At 72.0% G+C, this 26,600-nt stretch carries 24 protein-coding genes, 2 pseudogenes and 1 riboswitch; of the genes and pseudogenes, 14 read left to right on the top strand and 12 right to left on the bottom strand.

Annotated features, from left to right (window positions below; all coding sequences use genetic code 11):
* Window positions 1-26: 26 nt before the first annotated feature.
* Genes ACFYPH_RS14185 through ACFYPH_RS14170 form a run of 4 tightly spaced genes read left to right on the top strand, consistent with a single transcriptional unit; the run spans window position 27 to window position 3,187 of the window.
* Window positions 27-749 carry a cytidylyltransferase domain-containing protein gene (locus tag ACFYPH_RS14185; protein ID WP_387182337.1) on the top strand — a complete coding sequence of 241 codons (723 nt, stop codon included), beginning with the start codon at window positions 27-29 and terminating at the stop codon, window positions 747-749.
* A complete protein-coding gene (locus tag ACFYPH_RS14180) occupies window positions 746-1,804 on the top strand; it encodes a PseG/SpsG family protein (protein ID WP_387182334.1) in 1,059 nt (352 codons plus the stop codon). Before ACFYPH_RS14185 ends, ACFYPH_RS14180 begins: the two co-directional genes overlap by 4 nt.
* 53 nt (window positions 1,805-1,857) lie before the next feature.
* Complete coding sequence (locus ACFYPH_RS14175; RefSeq protein WP_387181802.1) at window positions 1,858-2,517, top strand: HAD family hydrolase; 660 nt, start codon at window positions 1,858-1,860, stop codon at window positions 2,515-2,517.
* A gap of 34 nt (window positions 2,518-2,551) precedes the next feature.
* A complete protein-coding gene (locus ACFYPH_RS14170) occupies window positions 2,552-3,187 on the top strand; it encodes an alpha-ketoglutarate-dependent dioxygenase AlkB (RefSeq protein WP_354855099.1) in 636 nt (211 codons plus the stop codon).
* A gap of 105 nt (window positions 3,188-3,292) precedes the next feature.
* On the opposite strand, the gene ACFYPH_RS14165 is transcribed toward ACFYPH_RS14170, so the two are convergent.
* The 5 genes and pseudogenes from ACFYPH_RS14165 to ACFYPH_RS14145 all read right to left on the bottom strand — a co-directional run bounded on the left by ACFYPH_RS14165 (window position 3,293) and on the right by ACFYPH_RS14145 (window position 11,568).
* On the bottom strand, window positions 3,293-5,875 hold the full coding sequence (locus ACFYPH_RS14165) for a DNA topoisomerase (ATP-hydrolyzing) (protein ID WP_354855120.1): 2,583 nt from the start codon (window positions 5,873-5,875) through the stop codon (window positions 3,293-3,295).
* Between the two features lie 144 nt (window positions 5,876-6,019).
* A pseudogene (locus tag ACFYPH_RS14160) lies at window positions 6,020-6,655 on the bottom strand (LAGLIDADG family homing endonuclease); the annotation flags it as partial.
* A pseudogene (locus ACFYPH_RS14155) lies at window positions 6,653-7,081 on the bottom strand (DNA gyrase subunit A); the annotation flags it as partial. The pseudogenes ACFYPH_RS14155 and ACFYPH_RS14160, both read right to left, overlap by 3 nt.
* Before the next feature lie 112 nt (window positions 7,082-7,193).
* Entirely contained in the window at window positions 7,194-9,323 is a 2,130-nt protein-coding gene (locus ACFYPH_RS14150; RefSeq protein ID WP_387182331.1) for a type IIA DNA topoisomerase subunit B, read from the bottom strand.
* A 145-nt stretch (window positions 9,324-9,468) separates the two neighbouring features.
* Window positions 9,469-11,568 (bottom strand): hypothetical protein, encoded by a 2,100-nt coding sequence (locus ACFYPH_RS14145; RefSeq protein WP_355068158.1) that lies wholly within the window; start codon window positions 11,566-11,568, stop codon window positions 9,469-9,471.
* Window positions 11,569-11,783: 215 nt separating this feature from the next.
* Here ACFYPH_RS14145 and ACFYPH_RS14140 point away from each other — a divergent pair, with 215 nt between their 5' ends.
* The 3 genes from ACFYPH_RS14140 (at window position 11,784) to ACFYPH_RS14130 (ending at window position 14,835) form a co-directional block, all read left to right on the top strand.
* The gene (locus ACFYPH_RS14140; protein WP_387181799.1) at window positions 11,784-12,464 is read left to right on the top strand and encodes a hypothetical protein; all 681 of its coding nucleotides are present in this window, start codon (window positions 11,784-11,786) and stop codon (window positions 12,462-12,464) included.
* Window positions 12,465-12,613: 149 nt separating this feature from the next.
* Window positions 12,614-13,870, top strand: a complete 1,257-nt coding sequence (locus ACFYPH_RS14135; RefSeq protein ID WP_354855095.1) for a hypothetical protein — start codon at window positions 12,614-12,616, stop codon at window positions 13,868-13,870.
* 161 nt (window positions 13,871-14,031) lie between these two features.
* Window positions 14,032-14,835 (top strand): alpha/beta fold hydrolase, encoded by an 804-nt coding sequence (locus tag ACFYPH_RS14130; protein ID WP_387182328.1) that lies wholly within the window; start codon window positions 14,032-14,034, stop codon window positions 14,833-14,835.
* 33 nt (window positions 14,836-14,868) lie between these two features.
* On the opposite strand, the gene ACFYPH_RS14125 is transcribed toward ACFYPH_RS14130, so the two are convergent.
* Window positions 14,869-15,039, bottom strand: coding sequence for a hypothetical protein (locus tag ACFYPH_RS14125; RefSeq protein WP_354855093.1), 171 nt, complete (start codon window positions 15,037-15,039; stop codon window positions 14,869-14,871).
* Between the two features lie 195 nt (window positions 15,040-15,234).
* Between ACFYPH_RS14125 and ACFYPH_RS14120 the strand changes: the two genes are divergently transcribed.
* Entirely contained in the window at window positions 15,235-15,906 is a 672-nt protein-coding gene (locus tag ACFYPH_RS14120) for a hypothetical protein (protein ID WP_387181795.1), read from the top strand.
* Window positions 15,907-16,062: 156 nt separating this feature from the next.
* Window positions 16,063-16,437 (top strand): hypothetical protein, encoded by a 375-nt coding sequence (locus tag ACFYPH_RS14115; RefSeq protein WP_354855091.1) that lies wholly within the window; start codon window positions 16,063-16,065, stop codon window positions 16,435-16,437.
* Between the two features lie 56 nt (window positions 16,438-16,493).
* Here the strand turns inward: ACFYPH_RS14115 and ACFYPH_RS14110 are convergent, their stop codons facing one another.
* Window positions 16,494-17,450: a DUF72 domain-containing protein gene (locus ACFYPH_RS14110; RefSeq protein WP_387181792.1), complete on the bottom strand. Its 957-nt coding sequence runs from the start codon at window positions 17,448-17,450 to the stop codon at window positions 16,494-16,496.
* A gap of 132 nt (window positions 17,451-17,582) precedes the next feature.
* On the opposite strand from ACFYPH_RS14110, the gene ACFYPH_RS14105 reads away from it, so the two are divergent.
* Window positions 17,583-18,086, top strand: a complete 504-nt coding sequence (locus ACFYPH_RS14105; protein WP_355068150.1) for a DinB family protein — start codon at window positions 17,583-17,585, stop codon at window positions 18,084-18,086.
* Between the two features lie 104 nt (window positions 18,087-18,190).
* Window positions 18,191-18,457: a hypothetical protein gene (locus ACFYPH_RS14100; RefSeq protein WP_354855088.1), complete on the top strand. Its 267-nt coding sequence runs from the start codon at window positions 18,191-18,193 to the stop codon at window positions 18,455-18,457.
* A gap of 1 nt (window position 18,458) precedes the next feature.
* On the opposite strand, the gene ACFYPH_RS14095 is transcribed toward ACFYPH_RS14100, so the two are convergent.
* The 3 genes from ACFYPH_RS14095 to ACFYPH_RS14085 form a co-directional block, all read right to left on the bottom strand.
* Window positions 18,459-20,540, bottom strand: coding sequence for a glycogen debranching N-terminal domain-containing protein (locus tag ACFYPH_RS14095; RefSeq protein WP_387181787.1), 2,082 nt, complete (start codon window positions 20,538-20,540; stop codon window positions 18,459-18,461).
* Window positions 20,537-20,926, bottom strand: coding sequence for an SCP2 sterol-binding domain-containing protein (locus ACFYPH_RS14090; protein WP_354855086.1), 390 nt, complete (start codon window positions 20,924-20,926; stop codon window positions 20,537-20,539). The genes ACFYPH_RS14095 and ACFYPH_RS14090 overlap by 4 nt, the downstream gene beginning before the upstream one ends.
* A gap of 84 nt (window positions 20,927-21,010) precedes the next feature.
* On the bottom strand, window positions 21,011-21,520 hold the full coding sequence (locus tag ACFYPH_RS14085) for a DinB family protein (protein WP_387181784.1): 510 nt from the start codon (window positions 21,518-21,520) through the stop codon (window positions 21,011-21,013).
* Window positions 21,521-21,599: 79 nt separating this feature from the next.
* On the opposite strand from ACFYPH_RS14085, the gene ACFYPH_RS14080 reads away from it, so the two are divergent.
* Window positions 21,600-22,115, top strand: a complete 516-nt coding sequence (locus ACFYPH_RS14080; protein ID WP_354855084.1) for a 2'-5' RNA ligase family protein — start codon at window positions 21,600-21,602, stop codon at window positions 22,113-22,115.
* Here ACFYPH_RS14080 and ACFYPH_RS14075 read toward each other — a convergent pair.
* Complete coding sequence (locus ACFYPH_RS14075; RefSeq protein WP_387181780.1) at window positions 22,112-22,321, bottom strand: hypothetical protein; 210 nt, start codon at window positions 22,319-22,321, stop codon at window positions 22,112-22,114. The two genes, ACFYPH_RS14080 and ACFYPH_RS14075, sit on opposite strands and share 4 nt — an antisense overlap.
* Window positions 22,322-22,698: 377 nt before the next feature.
* Here ACFYPH_RS14075 and ACFYPH_RS14070 point away from each other — a divergent pair, with 377 nt between their 5' ends.
* Window positions 22,699-22,884 carry a hypothetical protein gene (locus ACFYPH_RS14070; RefSeq protein WP_007457747.1) on the top strand — a complete coding sequence of 62 codons (186 nt, stop codon included), beginning with the start codon at window positions 22,699-22,701 and terminating at the stop codon, window positions 22,882-22,884.
* Window positions 22,885-22,900: 16 nt separating this feature from the next.
* Here the strand turns inward: ACFYPH_RS14070 and corA are convergent, their stop codons facing one another.
* A complete protein-coding gene (gene corA, locus ACFYPH_RS14065) occupies window positions 22,901-24,025 on the bottom strand; it encodes a magnesium/cobalt transporter CorA (RefSeq protein WP_355068145.1) in 1,125 nt (374 codons plus the stop codon).
* 229 nt (window positions 24,026-24,254) lie between these two features.
* Here corA and ACFYPH_RS14060 point away from each other — a divergent pair, with 229 nt between their 5' ends.
* Complete coding sequence (locus ACFYPH_RS14060; RefSeq protein ID WP_387181776.1) at window positions 24,255-26,195, top strand: amino acid transporter; 1,941 nt, start codon at window positions 24,255-24,257, stop codon at window positions 26,193-26,195.
* Between the two features lie 83 nt (window positions 26,196-26,278).
* A riboswitch (SAM riboswitch) is annotated at window positions 26,279-26,390 on the top strand.
* Window positions 26,391-26,600: the final 210 nt, after the last annotated feature.

Here is a 26,600-nt window from a genome sequence, read left to right as displayed (position 1 = left end):
ACACGGGAGCGGCCGTCGGGCCCCGGATCGTCGGGATCGTGCAGGCCCGGATGGGCTCGTCGCGGCTACCCGGCAAGGTGCTCCGCCCGCTCGCCGGGCGGTCCGTGCTGGGCCGCGCCGCCCGCGCCGCCCGCGACAGCGGCGTCCTCGCCGACCTGGTGGTCGCGACCAGCACGGACACCGTCGACGACGCGGTGGTCGACGAGTGCCGGCGGCTCGGCGTGCCGTGTCACCGCGGGCCGGTCGACGACGTGCTGGGCCGGTTCGTGGGCGCGCTCGCCGCACACCCCGGCGACGCGGTCATGCGGTTCACCGCCGACTGTCCGCTGCTCGACCCGGAGATCATCACGCTGGTCGCCTCGGTGTACCGGGCCGTGCCCGGCCTGGACTACGCGAGCACGTCGATCGCCCGGACCCTGCCCCGCGGGCTGGACGTCGAGATCATCCGCGCGGAGACCCTGCGGACCCTCGACCGGCTCGCCACCGGTCACCACCGGGTGCACGTCACCTCGTACGCGTACACCCATCCGGATGTGTTCCGGGTGCTCGGGGTGACCCTCACCCCGGACCGTTCGGCGCTGCGGCTGACCCTCGACACCGAGCAGGACTGGGCGCTGGTGAGCGCCGTCGCCGACCATTTCGGCGACGTCAGCGTGCCGCTGGCCAAGCTCGCCGACTGGCTCGACGGGCAGCCGCGGCTGCGCGCGCTCAACGCCGACGTACGCCAGAAGCGGCTGGAGGAGTCCTGAGCACGCTACGGGTCGGACTGCGCTGCGACGCCGGGCCGCGGCGCGGAGTCGGGCACCTCGTCCGCTGCCTGGCGCTCGCCGAGGAGTTCCTGGCCCGAGGCGCCCACGTCGCGGTGTTCGGCACTGTGGAACGGCTCGGCTGGGCCACCGCCGAACTGGCCGCGCGGGGCATCGGACTGCACCCCGGCCCCGAGTCGCCGGCCGAGCTGGTCGAGGCGGCCCGACGACACGACCTCGACGTGATGGTCGTCGACTCCTACGAGTTGGACCCGGCCGGCGCGGGTGCCCTGCGCGCGGCCGGGGTGTTCACCCTCGCCGTCATCGACGGGGACAGCCGGGGCCAGGACGCCGACCTCTACCTCGACCAGAACTTCGGGGCCCAGCTCCCGGCGCTGCCCGGGCGGTTGCTCGCCGGCAGCGGGTACGCCCTGCTGCGCGACTCGGTCGTGACCGCCCGTCCGGCGACGCCCCGGCCCGCCACGGCGGTCAGCAGGCCCCGGGTGCTGGCCTTCTTCGGCGGCACCGACGCGGTCGGCGCGGCCCCGGTGCTGACCCGGGTGCTGCTGGCCACCGGACACCCGATGGACCTCACGGTCGTCGTCGGCCGACCCGAGATCGAGGCCGAGCTGGAGACGATCACCCCCGGGCGGGGGCAGATCGTCCGTCCCGTCCCGCCCACCGGCTCGCTGCCGGCCCTGATCACCGGGGCGGACCTAGTGGTCAGCGCCGCTGGCACCTCCACCTGGGAACTGTGCTGCCTCGGGGCGCCCGCCGCGCTGGTCTGCGTGGTCGACAACCAACGCGAGTCGTACGCCCGGGTGGTCCAGCACGGTCTGGCCGCCGGCCTCGGCGAACTGCCGGAGCTGACCGGGCCCGGAGTGCCCGGGCGGGCCGCCCGGGCGACGGCGGCGTGGACCCTCAACGGGCTGCTCAGCTCGCCGCAGCGCCGCGCGGCGCTGGCCGCGCGGGCCTGGTCCGGTGTGGACGGCCGGGGCCGGGCTCGGGTCGTGGACGCGGTGTTCGACGCCGTACGCCCGGCCGCCGTCGCGGACTGACGACGCGCGTTCTCCCGCTTATGATCCGTCGACCAGGCGAACGGGGGACGCACGTGATCAGAGCGGTCTTCTTCGACGTCGGCGGGACGATTCTCGACGAGTCCCGCGAGTTCGCGGGCTGGGCGGACTGGTTCGGCGTTCCACGGCACACGCTCTCGGCGGTCCTCGGTGCCGTGATCGCCCGTGGCCAGGACTACCAGGACACGTTCCGGGCCTTCCGGCCCGACTTCGACCTCACCGCCGAGCTGGAACGTCGCGCCGCCGCCGGCGAACCCGAGTGGTTCGGCGAGGAGGATCTCTACCCCGACGCGCGCGGCTGCCTGACCGCGCTCAAGGAGCAGGGCCTGTTCGTCGGCCTGGCCGGCAACCAACCCGCCCACGCCGAGGCGCTCCTGCACGCCCTCGACCTTCCCGTGGACATGATCGGCACCTCGACCGGTTGGGGCGTGGCGAAACCGTCACCGGCCTTCTTCGACCGGGTCGTCCGGGCGGGCGGTGGCGACGCGTCGTCGATCCTGTACGTCGGCGACCGGCCCGACAACGACGTACGCCCGGCCGTCGAGGCCGGCATGAAGACGTGCCTGATCCGGCGCGGCCCGTGGGGGCACATCCTCGACATGCCGGCCGTGGCCGAGCAGTGCCTGTTCCGCATCGACGCGCTGGACGACCTTCCGGACCTGGTGGCCAAGCACAACGCGGCAGCAGCGGCCTAGCACGGGTGTACGAAAGTGCTGCTAGGGTGGCTGCATGACGCAGGCCGCCTACCAGCCGTCGATGCTCGACCTGACCGACACGGAGCCGACCCTGGGGCCCCTGCCCGGCCAGCTCCGGCGGCACCAGCTCAGCCGGGGCGCCTGGGTCGACCACCTCCCCGGCTGGGTGCGCGGCTCCGACGCGGTCCTCGACACCCTGCTCGCCGAGGTGCCGTGGCGCGCGGAGCGACGCACCATGTACGACAGCGAGGTCGACGTGCCCCGCCTGCTCTGCTGGTACGGCGTCGACCGGCAACTGCCGCACCCCGTGCTCACCTCGGCGCGGACGGCGCTGACCCGGCACTACACGCCCGAGCTGGGCGAGCCGTTCGTCACCGCCGGCATGTGTCTCTACCGCTCCGGCCGGGACAGCGTCGCCTGGCACGGCGACACCATCGGCCGCTCCGCGCACAGCGACACCGTCGTCGCGATCGTCTCGTTCGGGTCACCTCGGCCGCTGCTGCTGCGCCCGCGCGGCGGTGGCGACAGCCTGCGGTTCCCGGTGGGCCACGGCGACCTGATCGTGATGGGCGGCTCCTGCCAGCGCACCTGGGAACACGCCATCCCCAAGACCACCCGCCCGGTAGGCCCGAGGGTGAGCGTCCAGTTCCGCCCGTTCAACGTCGCCTAACCCCACCCCACCCCACCCCACCCCCGGCGTTGATCATGAAGTTGTTGCCACCGCCATCGGCGTGTCGCGGCAATAACTTCATGATCAACGAGTTGGGGGGTGGGGTTAGTCGCGTTCGATGAGGTGGCCTACCACCGTTGGGCCCAGCATCACGGCGAAGCCGCTGCCGTCGCGGCGGGGGTCGGCTGCCGGCAGCTCCACCGGTTCGCCGGTGCCGGTCGCGCCGACCGGGCGCGGCCCCACCCAGGCGACGGCGACGTCGGTCTCGTCCTTGAGGAAGCGGTGCGCGCGGACGCCGCCGGTCGCCCGGCCCTTCGCGGGGTACGCCTTGAACGGCGTCACCTTGACCGTCGCACCGGTGGACGTGACGACCATCGGCTCGCCGTGCCCCGCGTCGTCGGTGCGTACCGCGCCGAAGAACACCACCCGGGCGCCGGCCGGCAGGTTGATACCGGCCATCCCGCCGCCCTTGAGGCCCTGCGGGCGCACCAGCCCGGCGGCGAAACGCAGCAACGACGCCTCCGAGGTGACGAAGGTGAGCGTCTCGGCGCCGTCGGTCAGCCAGGTCGCCCCGACCACCTCGTCACCGTCGCGCAGGCCGATCACGTCGAACTCGTCGGACCGCACCGGCCACTCCGGCGCGCACACCTTCACCACGCCCTGTCGGGTGCCCAGCGCCAGCCCGGGTGAGGTGTCCGCCGCACCGCCGAGCGGCGCCAGACCGACCACGGTCTCCCCCGCCTCCAGCGGCACCAGCTCGGCGGCGGACATGCCGCCGCGCAGCGACACCGTGCCGGCCTGCTCGGGCAGCACCGGCAGCGGCAGTACGTCGATCTTGAAGGCGCGACCCGCGCTGGTGACCAGCAGCACCCGACCACGGGCGGTGGAGTGCACGATCGCGCGTACCGTGTCGTGCTTGACCCGGCCGTTGCGCCGGCGCCCCTCGGCGCTCTCCTCCGACTCGGCCGCGGTCCGGGCGACCAGCCCGGTCGCGGAGAGGATGACCTGGCACGGGTCGTCGGCGACCTCCAGCGGGCCGGCCGGCGCGGACGCCGCGAGCACTTCCTTGAGGTCGCCGTCGACGAGCGTCGTCCGCCGTTCGGTGCCGAACTGCTTGACCACGGCCGCCAGCTCGTCGGAGACCAGCTTCTTGAGCACCCGCTCGTCATCCAGGATCGTGGACAGCTCGGTGATCTCGGCGCGCAGCCGCTCCTGCTCCGCCTCCAGCTCGATCCGGTCGTACTTGGTCAGGCGGCGCAGCGGAGTGTCCAGGATGTAGGTCGCCTGGATGTCGGAGAGGCCGAACTGACTCATCAGCCCGTCCTTGGCAGCCTGCGCGTCGTCGCTGCCGCGGATCAACCGGACCACCCGGTCGATGTCCAGCAGAGCGATCAGCAGGCCGTCGACCAGGTGCAGCCGCTCCTCGCGCTTACGGCGGCGGTACGAGCTGCGCCGGGTGACCACGTCGTACCGGTGGGCCAGGAAGACCTCCAGCAGCGCCTTCAACCCGAGGGTACGGGGCTGGCCGTCGACCAGCACCAGGTTGTTGACACCGAAGGACTGCTCCAGCGGGGTCAACCGGTAGAGGTCGGCGAGCAGCGCCTGCGGGTTGACCCCCACCTTGCACTCGACGACCAACCGGGTGCCGCTCTCCCGGTCGGTGAGGTCCTTGACGTCCGCGATGCCGGTCAGCCGCTTGGTCTTGGTGACCTCGTTGGTGATCGCCGCGATGACCTTCTCCGCGCCGACGCCGTAGGGCAACTCGACGACGGTGATCGCCTGGCGGCCCCGGCTGCCCTCGATCGGGCCGATCTCCACCTTGCCGCGCATCCGCACCACGCCGCGCCCCGTCTCGTACGCGCGGCGCACCTCGTCCAGGCCGAGCAGCACGCCTCCGGTGGGCAGGTCGGGGCCGGGAACGAACTCCATGAGTTTGTCCAGGGTGGCGTCCGGGTGGTTGATCAGCCAGCGGGCCGCCGAGACGACCTCGGCGAGGTTGTGCGGGATCATGTTGGTGGCCATCCCGACCGCGATCCCGGACGCGCCGTTGACCAGCAGATTGGGGAAGGCGGCCGGCAGCACGGTGGGCTGCGTCAACGACCCGTCGTAGTTGGGCTCGACGTCGACGGTGTCCTCGCCCAGCTCCCCGACGAGCAGCATCGCCTCGCGGGACATCCGCGCTTCTGTATATCTTGAGGCAGCCGGACCGTCGTCTTGGGATCCAAAGTTGCCGTGGCCGTCGATGAGCGGCACGTTGAGCGAGAAGTCCTGCGCGAGGCGGACCATCGCGTCGTAGATCGCCGTGTCACCGTGGGGGTGGTACTTACCCATGCAGTTGTGCACCACGTAGCCCTCAGCAACGAAGGCGTGTTCGTCACTGCCCACCTGGATGTCGTACGTGACGTCGGGCGGCACCACCTCGACCGAGGTGACCCGCAGAAAAGCACTACCGACCAGCGCATCCAGCCGAGCGGCGAGCGGCGAGCCGAGCCGGTGGAGTTTCTGGACCCAGCCGTCCCGGGCCGCCCGCTCCAACTGGAACGACCGCTCGGCGAGCGGATTGCCGTTGCGGTCCTTGCCATACCGCACCTTCGGGCCGCCGCTTGCCGAGAGCGAGGCACGAAACGCCTGTCCGGCCTGATCCCGAAACCATCCGCCACCCTGATGCGCTGCGGTGAGCTCCGCCATCACCGGGCCGTACGGCAACCGGTCATTGCCTTGTTTGCCGCTATACCGATAGTCGATGTTCGCAACCCGTTGCAGGCCATCGTGCTTGTAGCCGATTCGCACCCACGGCAGGAACATCCGGGCGAGATCAGCGGCGTCACGTCCGGATACGGAGAGCCCGTGAAGCGGGTGTCCATCAGAATGACGACCGCTGGTCCAGTAGTGCCCGTGTAGACCTAGGTCGGCGAGCATGGCGTATATCTGCCGCACCAGTAGCTTGCTGGTGCTGACGAAAACCATCTCTCGGAACCGCTTGCGGACGTAGCCGTCGCCATCGAAGAAGCCAGCGAGGAACGGCGCCCACGCCGATCGGTTGCCCAGGATGTCGCGCGGCACGTGCTTGTCACGGCTGAGCGGCTCAGTAACCTCCAACAGCCCTTGGTTACGGCTGAAAGTCAAAATGTGCTGGTCGCGATGACGGGGGTTGGCAGCCTCACGCTTTCCGCGGGAGACGTTCAATCCACTGGCGATAGCCCAGCCATGAGCGACATCAAGCGGCTCGATGTCACACATGTGGATGCGGACCCGGCCGTCCGCTGTGCGGTGCCGGTCGACCGGGAAACCCTCGGCTACCAGCAGCCCGCGCACGTAGTCGTAGACGTCGCCAGGATGCGGCGACACCTCGGTACGGCGGCTCCCATAGGCCAGCGCAAGGCGTCCCGCAAGGTCCCGAGCCTCGACCCACTGCACGGAGAGGTCATCCGCGACCACCCGGAAACGTTGGCCCGGGGTGACGAGCATCGTGTGCCCATTGCTCCAGGTGACGCGAACGAGGTCAGAATTCGGATTACGAAAGACGGTGGTAACCGGGACCGACGCGCCCTCGCCGTCCAGCACGAGGTCTCCGACCTCGATCTCCTCGATTGGCCGCAGGCCATCGGGCGTGGAGACCAGTGTGCCGGCGACGAAGCAGTCGCCGACGATGCGTGCGGACTTCACATGCCCTCGGTCGGGGCGGTAGCCCTGCTCGTACATCGACCAGAGGATGCGCCGGTGCACGGGCTTGAGGCCGTCGCGCGCGTCGGGCAGGGCGCGGGAGTGGATGACCGAGAACGCGTACTCCAGGTAGGAGTCGGAGACCTCGGTGACCAGCGGGTTGTCGAAGACCCGCGCGCCGGCCTGGTCGAACGAGGAGAGGTCGACCTTGTTTTCCTTACGGCGTGCCATGAATCAGCTTTCCCCTCGGACGGCAGCGGCGCTCATGCCGTCGCTCCGCTTCGCTGCGCGACGCCCTGAGGCACCGTCGCACTGTTCCGAATATTCGCTCGCTGCCGCTCGCTCATGCGTCGATCGCATCGCGGTCGACGCGGTCGGCCGAGTCGATGAGCCAGTTGCGGCGCGGCTCGACCTTCTCCCCCATCAGCAGTTCGAGGATGCGCTCGGCGGCGTCCACGTCGTCCAGGGTGATCCGGCGGACGGCGCGGGTGGCGGGGTTCATCGTGGTGTCCCACAGCTCGTCGGCGTCCATCTCACCGAGGCCCTTGAAGCGTGGGATGGGCGTGACGATCTGCTTGCCGGCCTTCTCCAGCTTGCGAACCGTCGCCTCCATCTCGGCCTGGGTGTAGGTGTAGACGGTCTGCGGGTTGCGCCCCTTGGTGGTGATCTTGTGCAGGGGCGGCATGGCGGCGTAGAGCCGACCGGCCTCGATCAACGGCCGCATGTAACGGGCGAAGAGGGTGATCAGCAGCGTACGGATGTGCGCGCCGTCCACGTCGGCGTCGGCCATGATCAGCACCCGGCCGTAGCGCAGCGCGGCGAGGTCGAACGTCCGCCCCGAGCCGGCCCCGAGCACCTGGACGATGGCGGCGCACTCGGCATTGTCCAGAACCTGCTGGAGGTTGGCCTTCTGCACGTTGAGGATCTTGCCCCGGATCGGCAGCAGCGCCTGGTACTCCGAGGAGCGGGCCATGCGGCTCGTGCCGAGGGCGCTGTCGCCCTCCACGATGAACAGCTCGCTGCGGTCGATCCCGGTGGCACGGCAGTCGACCAGCTTCGGCGGCATGGACGCGCCCTCCAGGGCGGTCTTGCGCCGGGCGGCGTCCTTCTGCTGCTTCTGGGTGAGCCGCACCCGCGCCGCGTCGACGATCTTCTGCAGGACGACGCGCGCCTCGGCCTTGGTGCGCCGGTCCTCCAGCCAGGCCTTGACGTGCGCGTCGACCAGGGTCTGGATGACCTTGGTGATGCCGGTCGTGGACAGCTCGTCCTTGGTCTGCGAGGTGAACTGCGGCTCGGGGATCCGCACGTGCACCACGGCGGTCATCCCCTCCAGGACGTCGTCCAGGGTGGGCGGCTCCTCCTTGGCCTTGAGCAGGCCGCGGGTGTTGCGGACGGCGTCGGCGAGGGTGCGGACGAGGGCCCGCTCAAAGCCCTTGCGGTGGGTGCCGCCGTGGGCGTTGCGAATGGTGTTGGTGAAGCATTCGACGGTGCGCTCGTAGCCGGTGCCCCACCGGAACGCCACCTCGACCTCGGCGCGACGCTGCACGTTGGACTGCATGACGCCGTTGGCGTCGGCAGCGTTCTCCCGGTACGTCCCCTCGCCGTTGACCAGGAGCATGCCGGAGACCGGCCGGTCGCCGGCCGGTGCGAGGAACTCGACCATGTCGCTGAGCCCGTTGGGGTAGTGGAACCGCTCCTCGGCGGGGGCCTCGCCGGTCAGGTCGCGCAGCAGGTACGTCACGCCGGGGACCAGGAACGCGGTGTTACGCAGCTTCATCCGCACGGCGTCGACGTCGAGCGCCGCGCCGGTCTCGAAGTAGCGGGCGTCGTGCCACCAGCGGATCGAGGTGCCGGTGCGCTGGCCGCGCTTCATCGCGCCGACCACCTGCAGGCCGGGGCCGGCGGTGAAGGGCGCGTCCGGCCCGTCGCCGTCGAAGATCCCCGGAACGCCGTGCCGGAACGACATCGCGTGGACCTTGCCGGCTCGGCGGACGGTCACGTCGAAGCGGCGGGACAGCGCGTTGACCGCCGAGGCGCCGACGCCGTGCAGGCCGCCGGAGGTCTTGTAGCCGGAGCCGCCGAACTTGCCGCCCGCGTGCAGCCGGGTCAGCACCAGCTCGACGCCGGAGATGCCGGACTTGGCGTGCACGTCGGTGGGGATGCCGCGGCCGTCGTCGTCGACCTGCACCGAGCCGTCGGCGTGCAGGATCACCTCGACGGTGGTGGCGTGACCGGCGACACCCTCGTCGGTGGAGTTGTCGAGGATCTCGTTGACGAGGTGACCCACGCCACGGCTGTCGGTGGAACCGATGTACATGCCGGGCCGCTTGCGGACGGCGTCCAGCCCCTCAAGGTGGGTGAGGTCATCGGCCCCGTACAGGGTGTCAGGCTCTGCGGTCAACTGGTCGTACTCCCCGGTCTCGGCGGTGTGGTTGCCGCGTCCGAACTGTCGGTCGGCCGGCGCGCGCCGCAGCGAGCCTAACCGGCAGATGCGACACGACGACGGCACCCCGCAGTCGAGGCCCGCATCCTCGTTGCGGATGCGGGCCTCGACGCGGTGTGGTGTTGTCCGGTTTCGACGCCTCAGCCGCGCCGTGACCGGTTGGTGGTCGGCCGCCCTACGGCGTCGGCACCTGGATAACAAGCGAGCCGTAGCCGACGTTCCCGACGCTGTCCACCGCGGCGACGTACAGCGTGTTGGTGCCGTAGGCCGGCGTGGCCAGGGTCACCGAGACGGTCTTGCCGGTCCAGCCGAGGCTGGTGCCCGCCTCCGCCTCCTCGGTGGGCGGGCTGCTCCAGCCGTAGCGGAAGCTGACCACGTCCAGGTCCGGCGAGCGCAGCTTGTAGGTGTAGAGCTGGCCGGGCGGGGCGGGACTGGTGACCGCGTCGACGCTCACCGTGGGCGGCTGGTTGTCGATGGAGAACTCGCACCACGCCGACCACGGGCTGAGCAGGTAGCCGTCATCGCTGCGCGTCCGGAAGGCGTACGACTTTCCATTGGCCGTGCCGGTCACCGCAGCCGTGGTGGACCGGGCGCCGGCCGTGACGGTCGAGCCCGTCGGCGCGGTCATCCGCGGCGTGGTGCTGTCGTAGGTGCCCGAGGCGGGGATCTCCAACAGCTCGTACGCCGTCTGGAGGACCTGGCCGGCATCCGCGTCGGGGAAGACGGCGGAGAGGGTCGGCGCGGTGCCCAGGGTGACGCGGCCGCCCGTGACGCAGGCCGCACCGCCGGCCTGGAGTGCGGTGGGCTGGCTGGGCGCGGTGTCGTAGTCGACCACCAGGCGTGCCGTGCTCGGATCGAACTTCTTCCACCGGTCCACCGTGCTCTCGCCGGTCCCGGACGAGTCGCTGCACGCGCAGAGGCCGTAGGTGATCGAGGTCTGGTGAGCGGCCGCCGCGCTGCTGAGGCCGGCGGCGACGCTGCCGGCGAAGCGCACGTTCATCGGCGGCTGCGGCGAGTCGATGCAGCCCGTTGCGCGGACGTGTGAGCTCGCGGAGGCGCGCAGCGTGGTCAGCGCGGGCGCCCAGGCGGTGCGGGGGGTGCTCGTGATCGCGCCGGACTGGTAGAGGTAGGTCGGGGTGTCGAAGCAGGACCAGGTGTGGGTCGCCACCACCTGCACGTACGCCGACCTGATGATCTTGCCGCTGAGGGCGCTGATCGGGAACTCGAAGTAGGAGCGGTAGGTGACTCCGGAGTCGGCGTCCTTACCGACCCGGGCGGCCGTGGTGTCGCTGTTGGTGGAGTTGTTGCTGGTGGCGTACGCCCAGCGGGAAGGGCTGGCGGACCAGGCCGGGTCGATGTAGACCGGGAAGGTCGCCTTCGCCGGATCGAGCAGGCCTGCCGACGGGCGCAGCACGAGGTCACCGGCCTCGTCGACGGCGGTCGACACGGGGGCGGTACGGGCGGCGACGCCGGGACCGGACGGCGAGGAGGCCGCCGCCGCACGAGGCGCGCCGACGGAGCCGGTTGAGTCCCACATCTCCGCCGTCGCGGCCCGTGCCACCTCGGCACCACCGGCGAGCGCCCGCAGCGAGCCGTCAGCCTCCCGCCGGACCCGCGCGTCACCGCCGAGGTCGAAGCGGATTTCCCGCAGCGCCGGGTTCGTCGCGGCCTGCGGGGTCTTCACCACGAGAACGTGGGTGAAGCCGGTGTGGGTGGCCGTCAGCACCAGGTCCACACCGGGCAGCACCTCGGGGTAGGTGGCCGCGTCCGCGGACACGGTCGGCGCGGGCAGCCCGCCCGGCCAGCCCAACGTCATCGTGCTCTTCCCGGTGGTCAACGTGGCCGCGGGACCGCGCCCACCGGCCGAGAACAGCACATTGGCCGGGGAGACCGCCGGCCGCAAGCCGGTGGCGTCGCGCCGCAGCGACAGGTCGACGTCGGACCAGGATCCGTCGCCCTGACGGATCCGCTGCGGAACGGCGGCGGTCTCGGCCACGAAGCCTCCGCCCGGCTTGGCGAAGACCTGGGTCAGCTCGGTGCGAGCGGAGACGACCTCCACCCGCTGGCCGGTACGCGTGGCCGTGGTGGTTGCCTGGACGGCCTCCCGGCCGGCCGTGCCGCGCGGGGCGGTGCCCTCCGTCACCGTCGCCGACGCGGCCGAGGCAGGCGCGGCGAGCAGAGTGACGCCGATGGACGCCGCGATCCCGGCGGCGAGCAGGCGGTGCGTGGATGGTCGGTGATGAGTGGACGGTCTCTGGATGTGGACAGCATGCATGGAGCGGCCAGTGGCCACCGCAACCCCCGTGGATGTAAGACAGCCAGACGGGGGAACTCTAGAGAGCGATATCGGCCACTGTCCACGTCTGTCACATCCGGTGAGCACAAATGGAGCGAGGTGCCGTATACGGCACAGCGGTGATCACGGGACCACGCACGGATACCGTCGACGGTAGGCTCACCTACCCGACCAGCCGTCGGAAGGTGATCGTGGTGGACGAGCCGACACGCGACGCCCTGCGACGGTCCCTCGGCACGCGGGCCCGGCGGTGGTTGCTCGTGGGCACCCTGGTGGCGGGGCTGTTCTGCGCCGTGGCGCTGGTCGCTGCCGCGGCGCCCACCGACCGGACGTTCGCCGCTCTCTCGGGCACGGTGCAGAGCGTGATGTCGGTCCTCACGCCACTCTTCGGCATCCTGCTCGTGCGCGACCTGCGTCGGGCGTCCGGCACCGTCCACGTCGTCCCGACGGTGCTCGCGGTGGTGCTGCCGGCCACGGTGATCGGCGTCGTGGGAGTGCTGATCTGCGCCGCGACGCTGGCCCTCACTCCCGCCGACGTCGCGGACGAGCCCTGGCGGCTCGCCGGAACTGTCGCGGTGGGCAGCGTGCTGGTGCAGATCGTCGCCGGCTTCGTGGGCACCGGGCTGGGCCTGCTGCTGCGGTCGCCGGTGGTCGCGTTCCTCGCCACGATCGTCCTGCCGCTGGCCCTGTTCGCGCTGCTGGGGGCCGTGGAAGCCCTGCGCCCGGCGCAGCCGTGGCTCACCCCGTTCGGCAGCGTGCGCAACCTGCTCTCCGGCGAGATGAGCGTGCTGCGGTGGGTGCAGTGGCTGTGCGTACTGCTGATCTGGGGTGTGGGTCTGAACGCGGTCGGCGCCGCCGCGCTGCGCCGCCGCTAGCAGCCCGACCGACCAACCGACGGCCGCGCGCACCAGGCGTGTGTGTCTTTCATCGAACGGTTCCGTTACGGGCCATTGACGCCCGTCGCACAGGGGTGATCTGATCGCGCTCTCAGAGAATCTTTCATCTTTCGCTGGATGGGAGCCCCATGCCCAGGTTCCGCCGTACCGCGCTCGCCGCGGCACTCACGATCGTCACGGCAGCGCTGTCGACCGCCGTCGCGCTGCCCGCCCCCGCGACCGCCGCGCTGCCCACCGCCGCCGTGGCGCTCGGCGACAGCTTCATCAGCGGCGAGGGCGCCGGGGCGTACACCCCGGTGGTCGACGCCAACGGGGTCGCCCAGGGCTTCCCCGGCTGGACGGCGCCGAACAACAACGCGTACTTCTGCCACCGGTCGGCGAACGCCTCGCTCAACCAGGCGAACCTGCCGGGTATCCAGAACCGGTTCAACCTGGCCTGCTCGGGCGGCCAGCCGCACGACATCGCCACCGCCTCCGGCGCGCGGGCCAACGGCCGAACCGTGGCCGCCCAGCTCGATCAACTGCGCGCCGTCGCGCAGACGCAGGACATCGACCTCGTGCTGATCGGCCTGGGTTCCAACAACAGCTCGTTCACCTTCGGCAGCGTCGCGGAGACGTGCGCCAACCGCTTCATCGCCGACGCCTGGACGGGCTGGTGGGAGTTCTGGGCGTACCTGAACGGGCCGGTGGAGCAGAAGCCGTGCAGCGACGCCGACCTGGCCACCGCCGCACAGCTCAGCGCCGCGACCGCGGAGACCACCGCCGCCGTACGCCAGATCCTGACCACCCTCGACCAGGTGGACGCGGACGGCCAGCACCGGGTGGTGTTCCAGGACTACACCAACCCGCTGCCGCTGGACCTGAACCCGGTGTACTACGAGGAGGACGGCCGGGACGACACCCGGGACAAGTTCCGTGACCTCGGCGCGGAGCGGTACGCCGCCGGTTGCCCGATCCACCGGGCCAGCCTCGCCCCCGGGCACCGCTTCTCGCAGGGCCTGGGTGGCATCGTGAAGTCCACTCGGGACACCCTGGCCGCCGAGTTCCCCGCCGACGACCTGGTCTACCTCAACGTGCAGCGGGCCTTCGACGGCGCGCGGCTGTGCGAGTCGACGTCCAGCCCGACCGGCGCGCTGGCCACTCCCATCCGGCTGCAGGACGGCGCGACCGGCACCTTCGTGACCAGCCTCGCCGGCAAGGACAAGATCGCCATTCAGCGGATCGCCAACACGTGCGTCAGCTACTTCCAGACCTGCCAGGAGTCGTGGCACCCGAACGCCACCGGGCACCAGGTGCTCGGCCGGTGCCTCGCCGGCGCGGCCGTGACCGCCGCCCGCGCGGTGTCGTGTGTCCGCGCCGGTGACGGGACGATCTCCGTCTCCTGACCGGTCGCGCGCCACCGGAGGCCCCGCCACCCGGCGGGGCCTCCGCCGCGTCCGGACCGCCTCGGCTACCCGCCGGTAACGTCGGGCCGTAGGCTGGGCCGGTGAACGGGGATCCGGAGTACGCGCAGGAGTTCGTCGACGTCGACGGCGCTCGGCTCGGCATGCAGGTCTATCCCGAGCCGGCCGGCCCGCCCGGCGCGCCCGTGGTGGTGATCTGGCCCGCGATGGGGGTCCGCGCCCGCTACTACCGGCCGTTCGCCGCCGCGCTGCGCTCCGCCGGCCTGGCCGTGGTCGTCGCGGATCTGCGGGGCACCGGAGCGAGCACGCCCGCCCCGAGCCGCGCCGACCGGCACGGCTACGCCGAGCTGGCCAGCGACGTCGGCGCTGTCCTGGCGGCGCTCAAGCCGCGGCTGGACGGGCGTACCCGGGTGCTGCTCGGTCACTCCCTCGGCGGGCAGGCCGCCCTGCTGCACCTCGCCCGCCACGGCGGCGACGCGGTGGACGCTCTGGCGCTGATCGCGGTGGGCGTCCCGTACTGGCGCACCTATCCGGGTCGCCGAGGGCTCGGCGTGCTGCCGTACACCCAGGGCATCGCCGCCACCGCGGCGCTGCTCGGCGTCTGGCCGGGCTGGGGCTTCGGCGGCCGGCAGGCGCGCGGCGTGATCCGCGACTGGGCACACACCGCGCGGACCGGCCGTTTTCCCCGGCTCGACGGCACGGACACCGAAGCGGCGGTACGCGCGGTGCGCACACCGGTGCTGGCGATCAGCGTGGACGACGACCAGTACACCCCGCACGAGACCATGGACCACCTCTGCGCGAAGCTCACCGCGGCACCGGTGACCCGCGAGCGGTACACGGTGGCGGACGCCGGGGCGCCGCTGGACCATTTCACCTGGGTCCGCGCCAGCGCGCCGCTGGCCGGGCGGATCGCCCGTTTCGCCGCGGACCTGCCGCCCCGCTGAGCCGTACCGGCTGCTCGGGGCGGCCCGCCCCGCTCACTCCTCCGGGTCCAGCGGCACCAGCTCGTCGTCGCGTTCCACCTGGATCTGCGCGTGGTCCTTGCGCGGCGCGACCTCCGCGGTGTTCCGGTGCGGATCGTTGTTCGGGTGCATGAGCACCGCGTCGGTCTTGGGGGTCTTCTCGCGGACCTCATCCGGCTGCGACATCGCGTTCCCCTCTCCGTCGGCGTCGGACGGATCTACCCGCCACCGCGCGGACGACTCCTCCCGGCGGCGGTCTCCGACCGCGACGCCCGTACGTCCCCGTCGTGTCAGCGCGACGGGGATCGACCGGCGGGCGACGGGGTTAGCCGCCCGGGCGGCGGGTAAGCCGCTTCGCCCGACACGGCGGAAGGGGATCACATGTCCGAACGACACACCGCACTGCGCTCGATGCACGATCTGGGTCTGGCGGCCTGGTTCGGCGGCTCCCTCATGGGTGCCTTCGGCGTCAACGGCGCAGCGGCGAAAATCAACGACTCGACCCAGCGACTTCCGGTCGCCTCGGCCGGTTGGTCGAAGTGGACTCCGGTCAACGCGGCCGCGATCGGCGCGCACCTGGCCGGTGCGGTCGGGGAACTGGTCACGGAGAGCCCACGGGTGGTGGCCCAGCGCGGGGTCGGCCGGGCCAGCGCCATCAAGACGGCGTTGACGATCGGCGCGCTCGCGGTCACCGGCTACAGCCGGTTGGTCGGCATGCGGTTGGAGAAGGCGGGCGGCCCGCCGGTGAACGGCGCCACGGAACCCAGCCACCAGACGCCGGCCAGCGTCGCCTCCTCGCAGCGGCAGATGAAGCTGCTCCAGTGGGCGATTCCGGCGCTGACGGGATCACTGGTCGTGGTCACGGCGTACATGAGTGAGCAGCAGAAGCCAGGTCAGGTGCTGCGCGGGATCCTCAGCCGCACCAGCGGAATGCGCAGCGCGCCGATGGGCATGGCCAAGATGGGCATGGGCAAGATGGGCATGGGCAAGATGGGCATGGGCAAGATGGGCATGGGCATGGGAAAGCGGCAGATGGCCATGGCCGGACGCTGAGCGTCGGGCCGGCCGGCTTCCCACCGGACCGTCGACGGCGGGGCGCCGGCCGACCCCACGCGCCCGCCACGCGCTATGGCGTGCCGAGCGGGCAGGACCGGCCCGGGGACGGGCAATCCGTCCGCCGGCAGCGGCGGACCGACGAGCGAGGTGGCCATGGCGGCAGACGAGAGACGCAGCAGAGGCGGCGGTGACCGGCCGGTCCCGGAGGCGGTCAAACCGTGGCGCGCCGACGACGGTTTCGACGCCGACGCGCCCTGGGGCGCGGACGACGACTCGCCGATGGACGAGGGCAGCGAGGAGACAGCGGTGCCCGAGGGACGGCGCGGTGAGCGGCGCGCGGGCGCTCCGGCCGGCCGGAGCGGTCCGGCCGGACGGCACGGCTTCGGTTCGGTCGAACCCACCCGTACGACGACGGCCGGGCCGGGAGCGCCACCGGATCCGGCGCCCAGCGGTCGGAGCTTCCCCGACGACGCGGACGTCAACGAGCGGTCCCAGGACGCGCTGCGCACCCGGGGTCGACGCTCCTGATCAACGGCGCTGCCCGCGTGCCCGCTCCAAACGGGGTGCACGCGGGCAGCGGTCCGTCAGCCGCTCGACCTGGCCCGCGCCGCGACGGTCTGACCGTCGGCCGGTCCACGCGGCCCGGGCGGCACCCGCGGATCGGCGAGCATGGTCTCGGCGAGCAACTGCGCCAGCCGGGTGGCGTCGCGCTGGGCCTGCCCGGCGCAGCAGTTGTTGAACAGCACATGCAGGTCGTCGACGTCGCCGGCCAGCTCCGCCAGCCGCGCGGCCCAGTCCCGCAGCTCCGACTCGTCGTACGCGTAGCGGAACTTGTCCTGCTTGTCGCCGTCGCCCCACGCGTCGCTGTGGCCGTGGAAGCGGACGATCGCGGGCTCCGCCGTCCGCGTCAGGATCGGCGGCACCGACGACGGGTGCCCCTGTGGCATGTCGACGCAGACCAGGGACAGGTCGTGCGCGCGTAGCAGGTCCAGGGTCGCCGCCGCGGCGGCGCCGTCGAACCAGGAGGCGTGCCGCAGCTCCACCGCCACCCGCCACTGCCGGCACCGCTGCGCCAGCTCCACGATGCGGCGCTCGGCGGCGGCGCCGCGCGCCAACCAGGGCGGGAACTGCAACAGCACCGCGCCGAGCTTGCCGGCGGCCGCGATCGGGTCCAGCGCCGCCCGGAAGCGGGCCCACAGCTCGTCGTACGCCTGCTCGGGCAGATCGCGACGGCGGACCCGGCTCGGGCCGCCGGCCGGCCGCAGATCCCGGGGCAGCACGGCGACCGGCGTGGGATGCCCGGTGAAGAGGCTGAACGCCTTGACGTTGAAGGTGAAGTCGTCGGGTGTCGCGTCGACCCAGCCCTGTGTCGTCTCCGGCACCGGAACGGCGTAGTAGGACGTGTCCACTTCGACCAGCGGGAACCGTCCCGCGTAGTAGGCCAGCCGGCCGGCCGGCGTGTTGGCCGAGCGCGGATACCAGCCGGAGCGCAGCAACGTCTGGTCCGCCCAGGACGACGTGCCCACCTTGATCACACCCATGTCATTCAGTGGACAGTCCCGCGCCCCGATCGGCAACCGCTGGCGGCCGGCGCTCCCGTCGTGTCCGACCCCGAAGTGTCGGTGCCCGGTCCTAGGCTGGCGCCCGACGGACCTCGACCGAAGGGCAACACCATGACCAGCACCGCGCAGCTCACCGGGGAACGGGCCGACCTGCTGCAGACGCTGCGCCGGCACCGGGGCTTCCTCCTGCAGACCGTCGACGGGCTGACCGACGAGCAGGCCGCCGCCCGCAGCACCGTGAGCGAGCTCTGCCCGGGCGGGCTCATCAAGCACGTCGCCGGCACCGAGGAGCGGTGGATGCTGTTCGCCGTGGGTGGCGCCGAGGCCATGCAGCGCGAGGAGATCGACTGGGTCGGTCAGTTCCGGATGGCGCCGGGCGAGACCCTGGCCGGGCTGGTCGAGCGGTTCCAGGCGGTGGCCGCCCACACCGACGAGCTGATCGCCACCCTCGATCTGGACGCGGCCCACCCGCTGCCGCAGGCGCCCTGGTTCGAGCCGGGTGCGAGCTGGACGGTCCGCCGGGTGCTGCTGCACCTCATCGCCGAGACGTCGCAGCACGCGGGGCACGCCGACATCCTGCGTGAGGCGATCGACGGGTCGAAGACCATGGGCTGAGCCCCGGCCCGCCCTCGGGCGCTTCGCCTCGTGCTGTCACCACCGGTTCCCGCTCCGGGCGCCGATGTGACATCGCCCGCGGGGTGGGCGCTGAGGGACACGAGATGAACGCGGACCGGATGAACCAGGAAACCGCCGAGCGGCTGCTCGGCGGTTTCCCCGTCGATCCGTCGACCGACACGCGTCCGGTCGTGCTGCTCCTGACGGCGGTGCGTGCCGCGCCGCGCCCCGACGAGCTGGCCGGCCTGAGCCTCGCCGTGCAGGATTTCCGTCGCGCCCAGGCGCACCGCCGGCGGCCTCCCCCGGCCCACGTGTCCCCGTCCCTCGATCAGGACGCCGGCGGTGCGACAGCCCGGAGCGACGGCCGCTGAGTCACGGTCGCCGCCGGGTCCGCGGGCGGGCCTCCGCCTGGGTGGAGCGATCACCGGCGTACGCGTCGGTGTGCCCCCAACGGCCGGGGATGTCGAGCAGCTCGATACCGCCGAAGCCGCTCGGCAGGGCGGGATTCACCAGCAGGTTCTCGCCGGTGGGCCGCAGGCCCAACAGGGTGCCCAGCAACATCAGCAGCGCGCCCGAGGACCACGACTGGGGACGACCGGCCGAGGGCAACTGGACCGGATACTTGGTCAGGCTCCGCTCGTAGCCGGCGATCAGCTCCGGCACCGCTCCGCCGAGCGTCTGCGCCATGTCGAAGATGCCGGCCGCGATCCGGGCCGCGTGCGTGTCGAAACGGTAGTGCCGCAGACCGGCGGCGATCAGGGCGTTGTCCGACGGCCACACCGCCCCGAGGTGCGAGCCCACCGGGTTGTACGGGCGCTGGCCGGTGGCGAACGTCCGCACCCCCCAGCCGCTGAACAGCCGCGGCCCGAGCAGGTGCTCGGCGACCGCCTCGGCGCGATCGTCCGCGACGATCCCGCTCCACAGCAGGTGCCCGATGTTGGACGTCAGGGCGTCGACCTGCTCGCCGTACGGGTCCAGCGCCAACGCGTAGTACTCCCGGTGCGGCAACCAGAAGTCCCGGTTGAACCGCTCCTTGAGCGCCGCCGCCTCCCGATCGAGCCGGTCGGCGTACTCGGGCTCGCCCCAGAACTCGCGGGCCAGCCGGGCGCCGCGCCGCTTCGCGTCGTACGCGTAGCCCTGCAACTCGCAGGTGGCGCGGGGAAACGCGGGCAACCGCCCGTGCGCGTCGACGATCGCGTCCCGGGAGTCCTTCCAGGACTGGTTCACCGCGCCGTGCCGCTCGTTGCGGCGCTGGTAGCGCACGTAACCGTCGCCGGTCATGTCGCCGTACTCGTCGATCCAGTCCAGCGCCCGCCGGGCCGGGTGGCGCAGCTCGCGGACCAGCTCCGCGTCGCCGGACCAGCGCTCGTACTCGTCGAGCAGGACCACGAACAGCGGGGTGGTGTCGGCCGCGCCGTAGTACAGCGCGTTGGGCCGCTCCCCGAACGCGGCCAACTCGCCGTAGCGCAACTGGACCAGGATCTTGCCCGGCTCCTCGTCGTGCTCGTCGTCGAGTTGGCCACCCTGCAGCAGCGCCAGCATCCGCAGCGTCGCGCGGGCCAGTTCGGGGGTGAACGCCAGGCTCTGCAGGCAGGTGATGATGCTGTCCCGCCCGCACATTCCCATCGCCCACGGCAGGCCGCCGACCGGCACCCGGTCGGTGTACGCCAGCGGCTGGTACCGCAGCGCCGCCAGGGCGGCCAGAGCGCCCTGGTACGTCTCCTCCAGGCCCGCCCGTTCGGCCACCAACTGCGGGGCCCGGGCCAACCACGCGGTCAGGTCGTCACCCATTCCCCGCCGCATCATCTGCTGGTGCGACTCCAGATCGGCGCGGATGTCCCGGTCACCCTCGCCCCGCATCGTCATGCTGACGTGCAGGGTGGTCTCCCACTTCCCCTCGGGCGGAACGCTGATCCGGAACGTGAGCCCCTCCTCGTCGACCTCGGCGGGGGCGGTGCTGTGCACCGTGGTGACGCGGCCGAACCGCTCCCGCTCGTAGCGCAGCACGAGTGCCGCACGGTGGGCGTCGACCGCGACGTGGACGGCCCGCGGTCGGGGCCGTGCGACGTCGGCGATCTCGGCGATGTCGGTGAAGTCAGCGCCCACCTCCATCCGCACGGTGAAGTCGGCGGGCTTCGGCGAATGGTTGAGCACGGTGATCTGCTCGTGGAAGCAGTCGTGCACCGAGCGGTGCCGGATGATCGACACGTCGGCGTCCACGTAGTGGCTCGCCGCACCGGGCACCAGGACGAACCGGGTCTCGAAGTACGTCATGTCGTCGCGGGAGAGCGCGTTGAGGCGTTCCCCGTCGACGCTGAGCACCCACCGGGACAGGAAGCGGGTGTCGAACGAGAAGAGCCCGACCGGCGCCTGCGGGTCGACCTCCATGTCGCCCTGGGCGTCGCTGATCGCGAACACGTTGCCGGCGATCACGTGCACCTGCTCCTGCCTCATCGCGACCCCTCCTGTCTCGCGAGGGCCGCCCGGCCCAGCGCACGGGGATGCCGGGCGTCGGCCGGGCCGGGGAAGATCCGCCGCAGCAGCAACAGCAGTGCCATGTCGCCCCGCACGGTCAGCTCGTTGCGCAGCAACGCCTCGGCGAGGTGCAGCTGACCGCTGGCCAACTCGTCGAAGACCGCCCGATCGGCGCGGACCAGCAGGTCGGCGTCGTCGGCCGACCGAGTCACCTGGACGTGCTGGTCAGCGACGGTCAGGTACCAGTGATCGGTACAGCCGTCGCCGCGCATGTCCAGCCGCAGCGTCCCGGCGGTGGTCTCGGACAGGTCGGGGCGCCGGCCGGCGTCCAGGTCCTGCAGGAACCGCGCCGCCGTCGTACCCATCAGGTCACCTCCCGCATCCCCGCAGAATCACCCGGCGCGGGGTGAGCGGGAGTCACCCGAACCGGGTGAACCGGGGGACGCGGGTCAGACGGCCTCGACGAGGCCGCGGACGTAGGCGGCCTGCCCGGCGTGTTGCAGGTCGTCGTCGGCGATGCTGACCAGCCGCACGCCGAGAGTGACCGGCGGGTCCCACGACTCGTCCACCACGCGGTCCAGGTCCGCCGGGCGCAGCCCCGCCAGGAACGATCCGGTACGCGCCGAAACCGCCTCGTAGTAGTCGATCAGCGCCTGCGCGCTCTCCGGGCGCACCTCCGCCACCTGCGCGGGCGTGTGGCCGTAGCCGGTGTTGTGCGGGTCGGCGGTGAGCCCGAACCGCCCCGCCCAGTCCCCGCTGACCCAGATCTGCTCGGCGTCGAGCAGGTCGGCGACGTGGTGGTCCTGGACACGGGTGAGGTGCCAGACCAGCCACCCGACCGGGTTGGCGCCCTCGCCGGGCGCCCGACGCAGCTGCTCCGGGGTGAGGCCGTCGACCGCCGCGCGGACGAGGTCGGGCAGCCGGTCGTACGTCTCGGTCAACAGGTCACTCACGTCCACGGGGCACGCCTCCTGGTCGGTTTCCGATCACCGTACCGCCCGACACCGACAGCCAGATCTCGGCCGCTACGGTGATCACGTGGTCGCGGCGCTGGAGCTGTATCTGGACCCGGATGCCACCCGGCGGATCCGGGTGCTGTGGGACGCGTTGGAGGCCGAGGGCGTGCAGAGCATGCGCTCGCTGCTGGAGCAGCGCCACCGCCCGCACGTGTCGCTCGCGGTCGCGCCCCGCTTCGACCCCGAACAGGTCGCCGAGGCGCTGCGCGGAACGGTCGTGGCGGCCCCACTACGACTGGACTTCCAGTACGCGGGGCAGTTCGTCGGACGGGTGCTCTGGCTCGGCCCGGCGCCCACCCCGGAACTGTTGGCGCACCACCGCTTGGTGCACGGCCGGCTCGCCGCCGCCGGCATCACCCTGGTCGAGCACTACCAGCCGGGGCGCTGGGTGCCGCACTGCACGCTGTCCATGCGGGTGCCGAACACGCTGATGGCCGCCGCGGTGCGCCGCTGCCTGGAGGTGCTGCCGCTGGCGGCGACAGTGGTCGGCGCGGCCCTCACCGACCACGCCCGCGGCATCACCCATCCGCTGGCCTAGGGTTTGTCAACGTCCCAGCCGTCCTGGCGGTCGACGCGCCGCCGCGCGGACACGCTCGCCGCCACCGCTGCGGCGAGCGCGATGGATGCCCCGGCCACCAGCAGCAGACGCGGACCCAGCGGGGCGAGCGCACCGGCCAGCCCGGTCCCGAGCGAGCCGGCGGCCACCTTCAGGGCCGCCGTCGACACGAACACCTGCGTCCGCACGGCGTCCGGCGCGTACGCCGAGCAGCGCCGGCCGGGTCGCCCCGACCTGCGACACGGTGGCCAGCAACACCACTCCCACGGTCGCGCCGGCGTCCGCGCCGCAGGCGAGCGTCGCCGCGACGAGGTAGCGAGGCAGGGCGCCACGTCCGGTGGCGACCCGGTGTCGAGAGATCCGCTCACCTGTACCTCGCTACCCACTCGACCGGTGGGTGCACCATCGAGGCGAAATGTCCGGTTTGGCGGGCGACAGTCGGGAAACCGAAAACAGGGGGTGCGGATGCGGCCGGGCGTGGGATGGTTCGACGTGGATGCCGTACCGGTGGTGACCCGCGCGAGCGGGCCGCCCGCGGCGGCTTCGACGAGGAGAGGCAGGGCCCATGCAGGCTCAGCGCAGGCCACCGCGCACGGAGCGGAGCCAGACCAGCCACGACCGGACCGGTGGCGGGATGACCGGGGCGGCCACGCCCCTGACCATCTGGGCCGCCGCCGTGCTGCTCGGTCGCATCGGCGCCGGTGACGACGACAGCGAGGACGAGCGGCACATCCTGCGCGGCATCGAGTGAGCCTCGCGCCCCGCTGCTAGAGCCAGCCGCGGCGCTTGAAGACCAGATAGAGGGTTCCGCAGACCAGCAGCATCAGCAGCAGCGCGAACAGGTAGCCGAAGCGCCAGTTCAGCTCCGGCATGTGGACGAAGTTCATGCCGTACACGGTGCCGATGAGCGTGGGGGCGAACAGGATCGCGGCCCACGAGGAGACCTTCTTCAACTCCTCGTTCTGCGCGTAGCTGGCCGCGGTCAGGCTGCGCATCTCCTCGTTCTGCTGCTGCGAGACGAGTGTGGCGTTGACGGTGAGGATGTTCTGCAGCAGGTGCCGGAACCCGTCCACCCGCTCGACAACCTGGGTGAGGTGGTCGGTCACGTCACGCAGGTAGCGGCGCAGCTCCTCGTCCGTGCCGTAGCTGCCGGCGCCGGTGGCCAACGCGTCGAGCATGGTGAGCAGCGGCCGGGCGGCCCGCTGGAACTCGATGACCTCCCGGCTGAGCCCGTAGATGCGCCGGCTGGCGTTCGGGTCACCCCCGAAGACCTGGGTCTCGATCTCGTCGATGTCGTTCTCCAACCCGGCGACCACCGGCGCGTACCCGTCGACGACCTGGTCGAGGATCGCGTACAGGACCGCCTCGGGCCCCTGGGCGAGCATCGGCGCGTCGGCCTCCATCCGGCGCCGGACCGCCGCCAGGTCGGGGACCTCCCCGTGGCGGACCGTCACCACGAAACCGGGCCCGATGAACAGGTGCAGTTCGGAGAACTCGACCTCCTCCCGCAGGTCGTCGTAGCGGGCGGCACGCAACACCACGAACAGCGTGTGCCCGTACCGCTCCAGCTTGGGTCGCTGGTGGGCGTTGATCGCGTCCTCCACCGCCAGGTCGTGCAGGCGGAACTCGCGCGCCAGCGAGGAGATCTGGTCGATGTCGGGCCGGTACAACCCGATCCAGGCCATCGCGTCGTCCTGCTCCTGTAGGCAGGAGTACGTCTCGGCGAGGCCGGCCGGCGACGCGATCCGGTGTCCCCGGATGTAGACGGCACTGTCCACCATGCCACCGGCGGGCGGGGGCGGCTCCGGCGGCGGCACGCCGACGCGGGTCTCGTGCTCGTCGAGCTGACGGCCGAAGCCACCACCCGGGCGGAAGCGACGGCCGCCGACCATGACCCGCTCCTTCCCCGGTGGCATCCGATCCGGCGGCCTCCCGGCCCGACCGGACGATTCGGTGCGAGGCGCGCCGGAGGCGCTGCATCCCCCCTGCCCCCGGCCCGAAACCCTCCGACTCGCCGGCCGTCCCCACCCGGTACGGGCGGGTTCGGCGTACCTGGGGACGGGCGCGTGTGGCCGGGCGGATACTCGCGGTGACCATGGGCGGAGGACGGGGGAAGCGCCGGTGCAGGGCAACAGGCGCGCCGGGCGGCTGCGCGGTTGGCTGCTCGACGGCGGTACGGAGCGGGCCGCGCGGCATTCCGGCCCGGGCGGCCGCCCGCCTGAGGATCGGCACCACCCGTGGTGGAAGGTGATGTGCCTGACCGGTGTCGACTACTTCTCGACGCTGGGCTACCAGCCGGGCATCGCGGCGCTCGCGGCCGGGGCGCTGTCGCCGGTGGCGACGCTGGTGCTGGTGCTGGTGACGCTGCTGGGCGCGCTGCCGGTGTACCGGCGGGTGGCGGTGGAGAGCCCGCACGGTGAGGGCTCGATCGCGATGCTCGTACGCCTGCTGAGCTACTGGCCGGGCAAGCTGTTGGTGCTGGTGCTGCTCGGTTTCGCGGCCACCGACTTCATCATCACCATCACCCTCTCGGCGGCGGACGCGACCGCCCACCTCGACGAGAACCCGTTCTGGCCGAGCGGGCTCAAGGGACACGAGGTGGCCATCACGCTGCTGCTGGTGGCATTGCTGGGCGCGGTGTTCCTCAAGGGATTCGGCGAGGCCATCGGGATCGCCGTCGTCCTGGTCGCGGTCTACCTGGCGCTGAACGCGGTGGTGATCGCCGACGCGCTGTGGCGGGTGGTGACCCACCCGAGCGCGGTCGGGGACTGGACCACCGCGCTGAGCACCGGACACGGCGATCCCCTGCTGGTGGTCGGGCTGTCCCTGCTGGTGTTCCCGAAGCTGGCGTTGGGCCTGTCCGGTTTCGAGACCGGGGTGGCCGTGATGCCGCACATCCGGGGGGATCGCGAGGACTCGGAGGACCGGCCGCTGGGCCGGATCCGGGGGGCGCGGCGGCTGCTCACCACCGCCGCCGCGACGATGAGCGTCTTCCTGATCACCAGCAGTGTGACCACCACCGTGCTGATCCCGCCGGAGGCGTTCAAACCGGGCGGGCCGGCGAACGGCCGGGCGCTGGCCTACCTGGCGCACCAGCACCTCGGCGGCGTTTTCGGCACCGTCTACGACCTGTCCACGATCGGGATCCTGTGGTTCGCGGGCGCGTCGGCGATGGCCGGGCTGCTCAATCTCGTACCCCGGTATCTGCCGCGCTACGGCATGGCCCCTACCTGGGCGCGGGCGGTCCGGCCGCTGGTGCTGGTCTTCACCTCGGTGGCATTCCTGATCACGGTGATCTTCTCCGCCAGCGTGGACGCGCAGGGCGGCGCGTACGCCACCGGGGTCCTGGTGTTGATCACCTCGGCGGCGACGGCCGTGACCCTCGCGGCGCGACGACGGCGGCAGCGGGGGCGGATGTACGCCTTCGGGGCCATCGCGCTGATCTTCGTCTACACCACCCTGGCGAACGTCGTGGAACGCCCCGACGGCGTCAAGATCGCCGCCTGTTTCATCGGCGGGATGATCCTGGTGTCGGTGCTGTCCCGGCTCGTACGGGCCTACGAGGTGCGAGTCGACCACGTCGAGCTGGATCCGGTCGCCGCCCGGATGATCGACGAGCGTGCCACCCGTCGGATCCGCCTCATCGCGCACGAGCCGGACCGCCGCGACCCGGCCGAATACCGCGCCAAGCTGGCACAGACCATGGCGGACAACGACTTCCCCGACGACAGCGACGTCATCTTCGTCGAGGTCCACGTCACCGACCCGTCGGACTTCGAGACCGAGCTGCCGGTGCGCGGCAGCGTGGCGCACGACAGCTACCCGGTGCTCAGCCTGACCGGCTCCTCGGTGCCCACCGCGCTCGCCGCCCTGCTGTTGGAGATCCGCGACCGGAGCAGGCGACGCCCACACATCTACTTCGAATGGAGCGAGGGTGGCCCGGGTCGCAACCTCCTGCGCTACCTGGCGTTCGGGCAGGGCGCCATCGCCTCGGTCACCCGGGAGATCCTGCGTCGCCAAGAGCCCGACCCGCGCCGCCGGCCGCACGTGCACGCCGGTTGACCTGCCGGTCGAACCGGCGCCGGCGGTGAGCGTGGTCATAACGGCTGGACGATCCACCGGTGGGAGCTGCTAGCCTCGGCGCAGGTCATGAGTGCCAGCGCGAAGCCCCGGCTCGCTGGCCGGCAACCCTCCTCCGCGGTGGGGTGCCCCGGGTGAAGACCAGGCACCGGCAGGACGCCGGCGCAAGCGTGGCCTGGCACCCAGGTCAGCAACAGACCCGGGAGACCGTATGCGCAACCTCAGCCCCACGCCACCGGCCGGTCGGCTCACGCCGCCCCTGACCCGGCGTCGCCACGTGGACCTGATGCGAATGTGCAGCGCGGCGTGTAACCACCGCCCCACGCGCTAACCCCTCCCCTCCCCTCCCTCCCCCGGGCGCACCACGCCCACCCCACCCCTCGCGTC

The sequence above is a fragment of the Micromonospora sp. NPDC005252 genome (genome assembly GCF_042872475.1).
In the GTDB taxonomy this organism is placed as follows: domain Bacteria; phylum Actinomycetota; class Actinomycetes; order Mycobacteriales; family Micromonosporaceae; genus Micromonospora.
The sequence above is the reverse complement of the archived record's forward strand: the minus strand, read 5'-3'. Positions and strand labels throughout refer to the sequence as shown.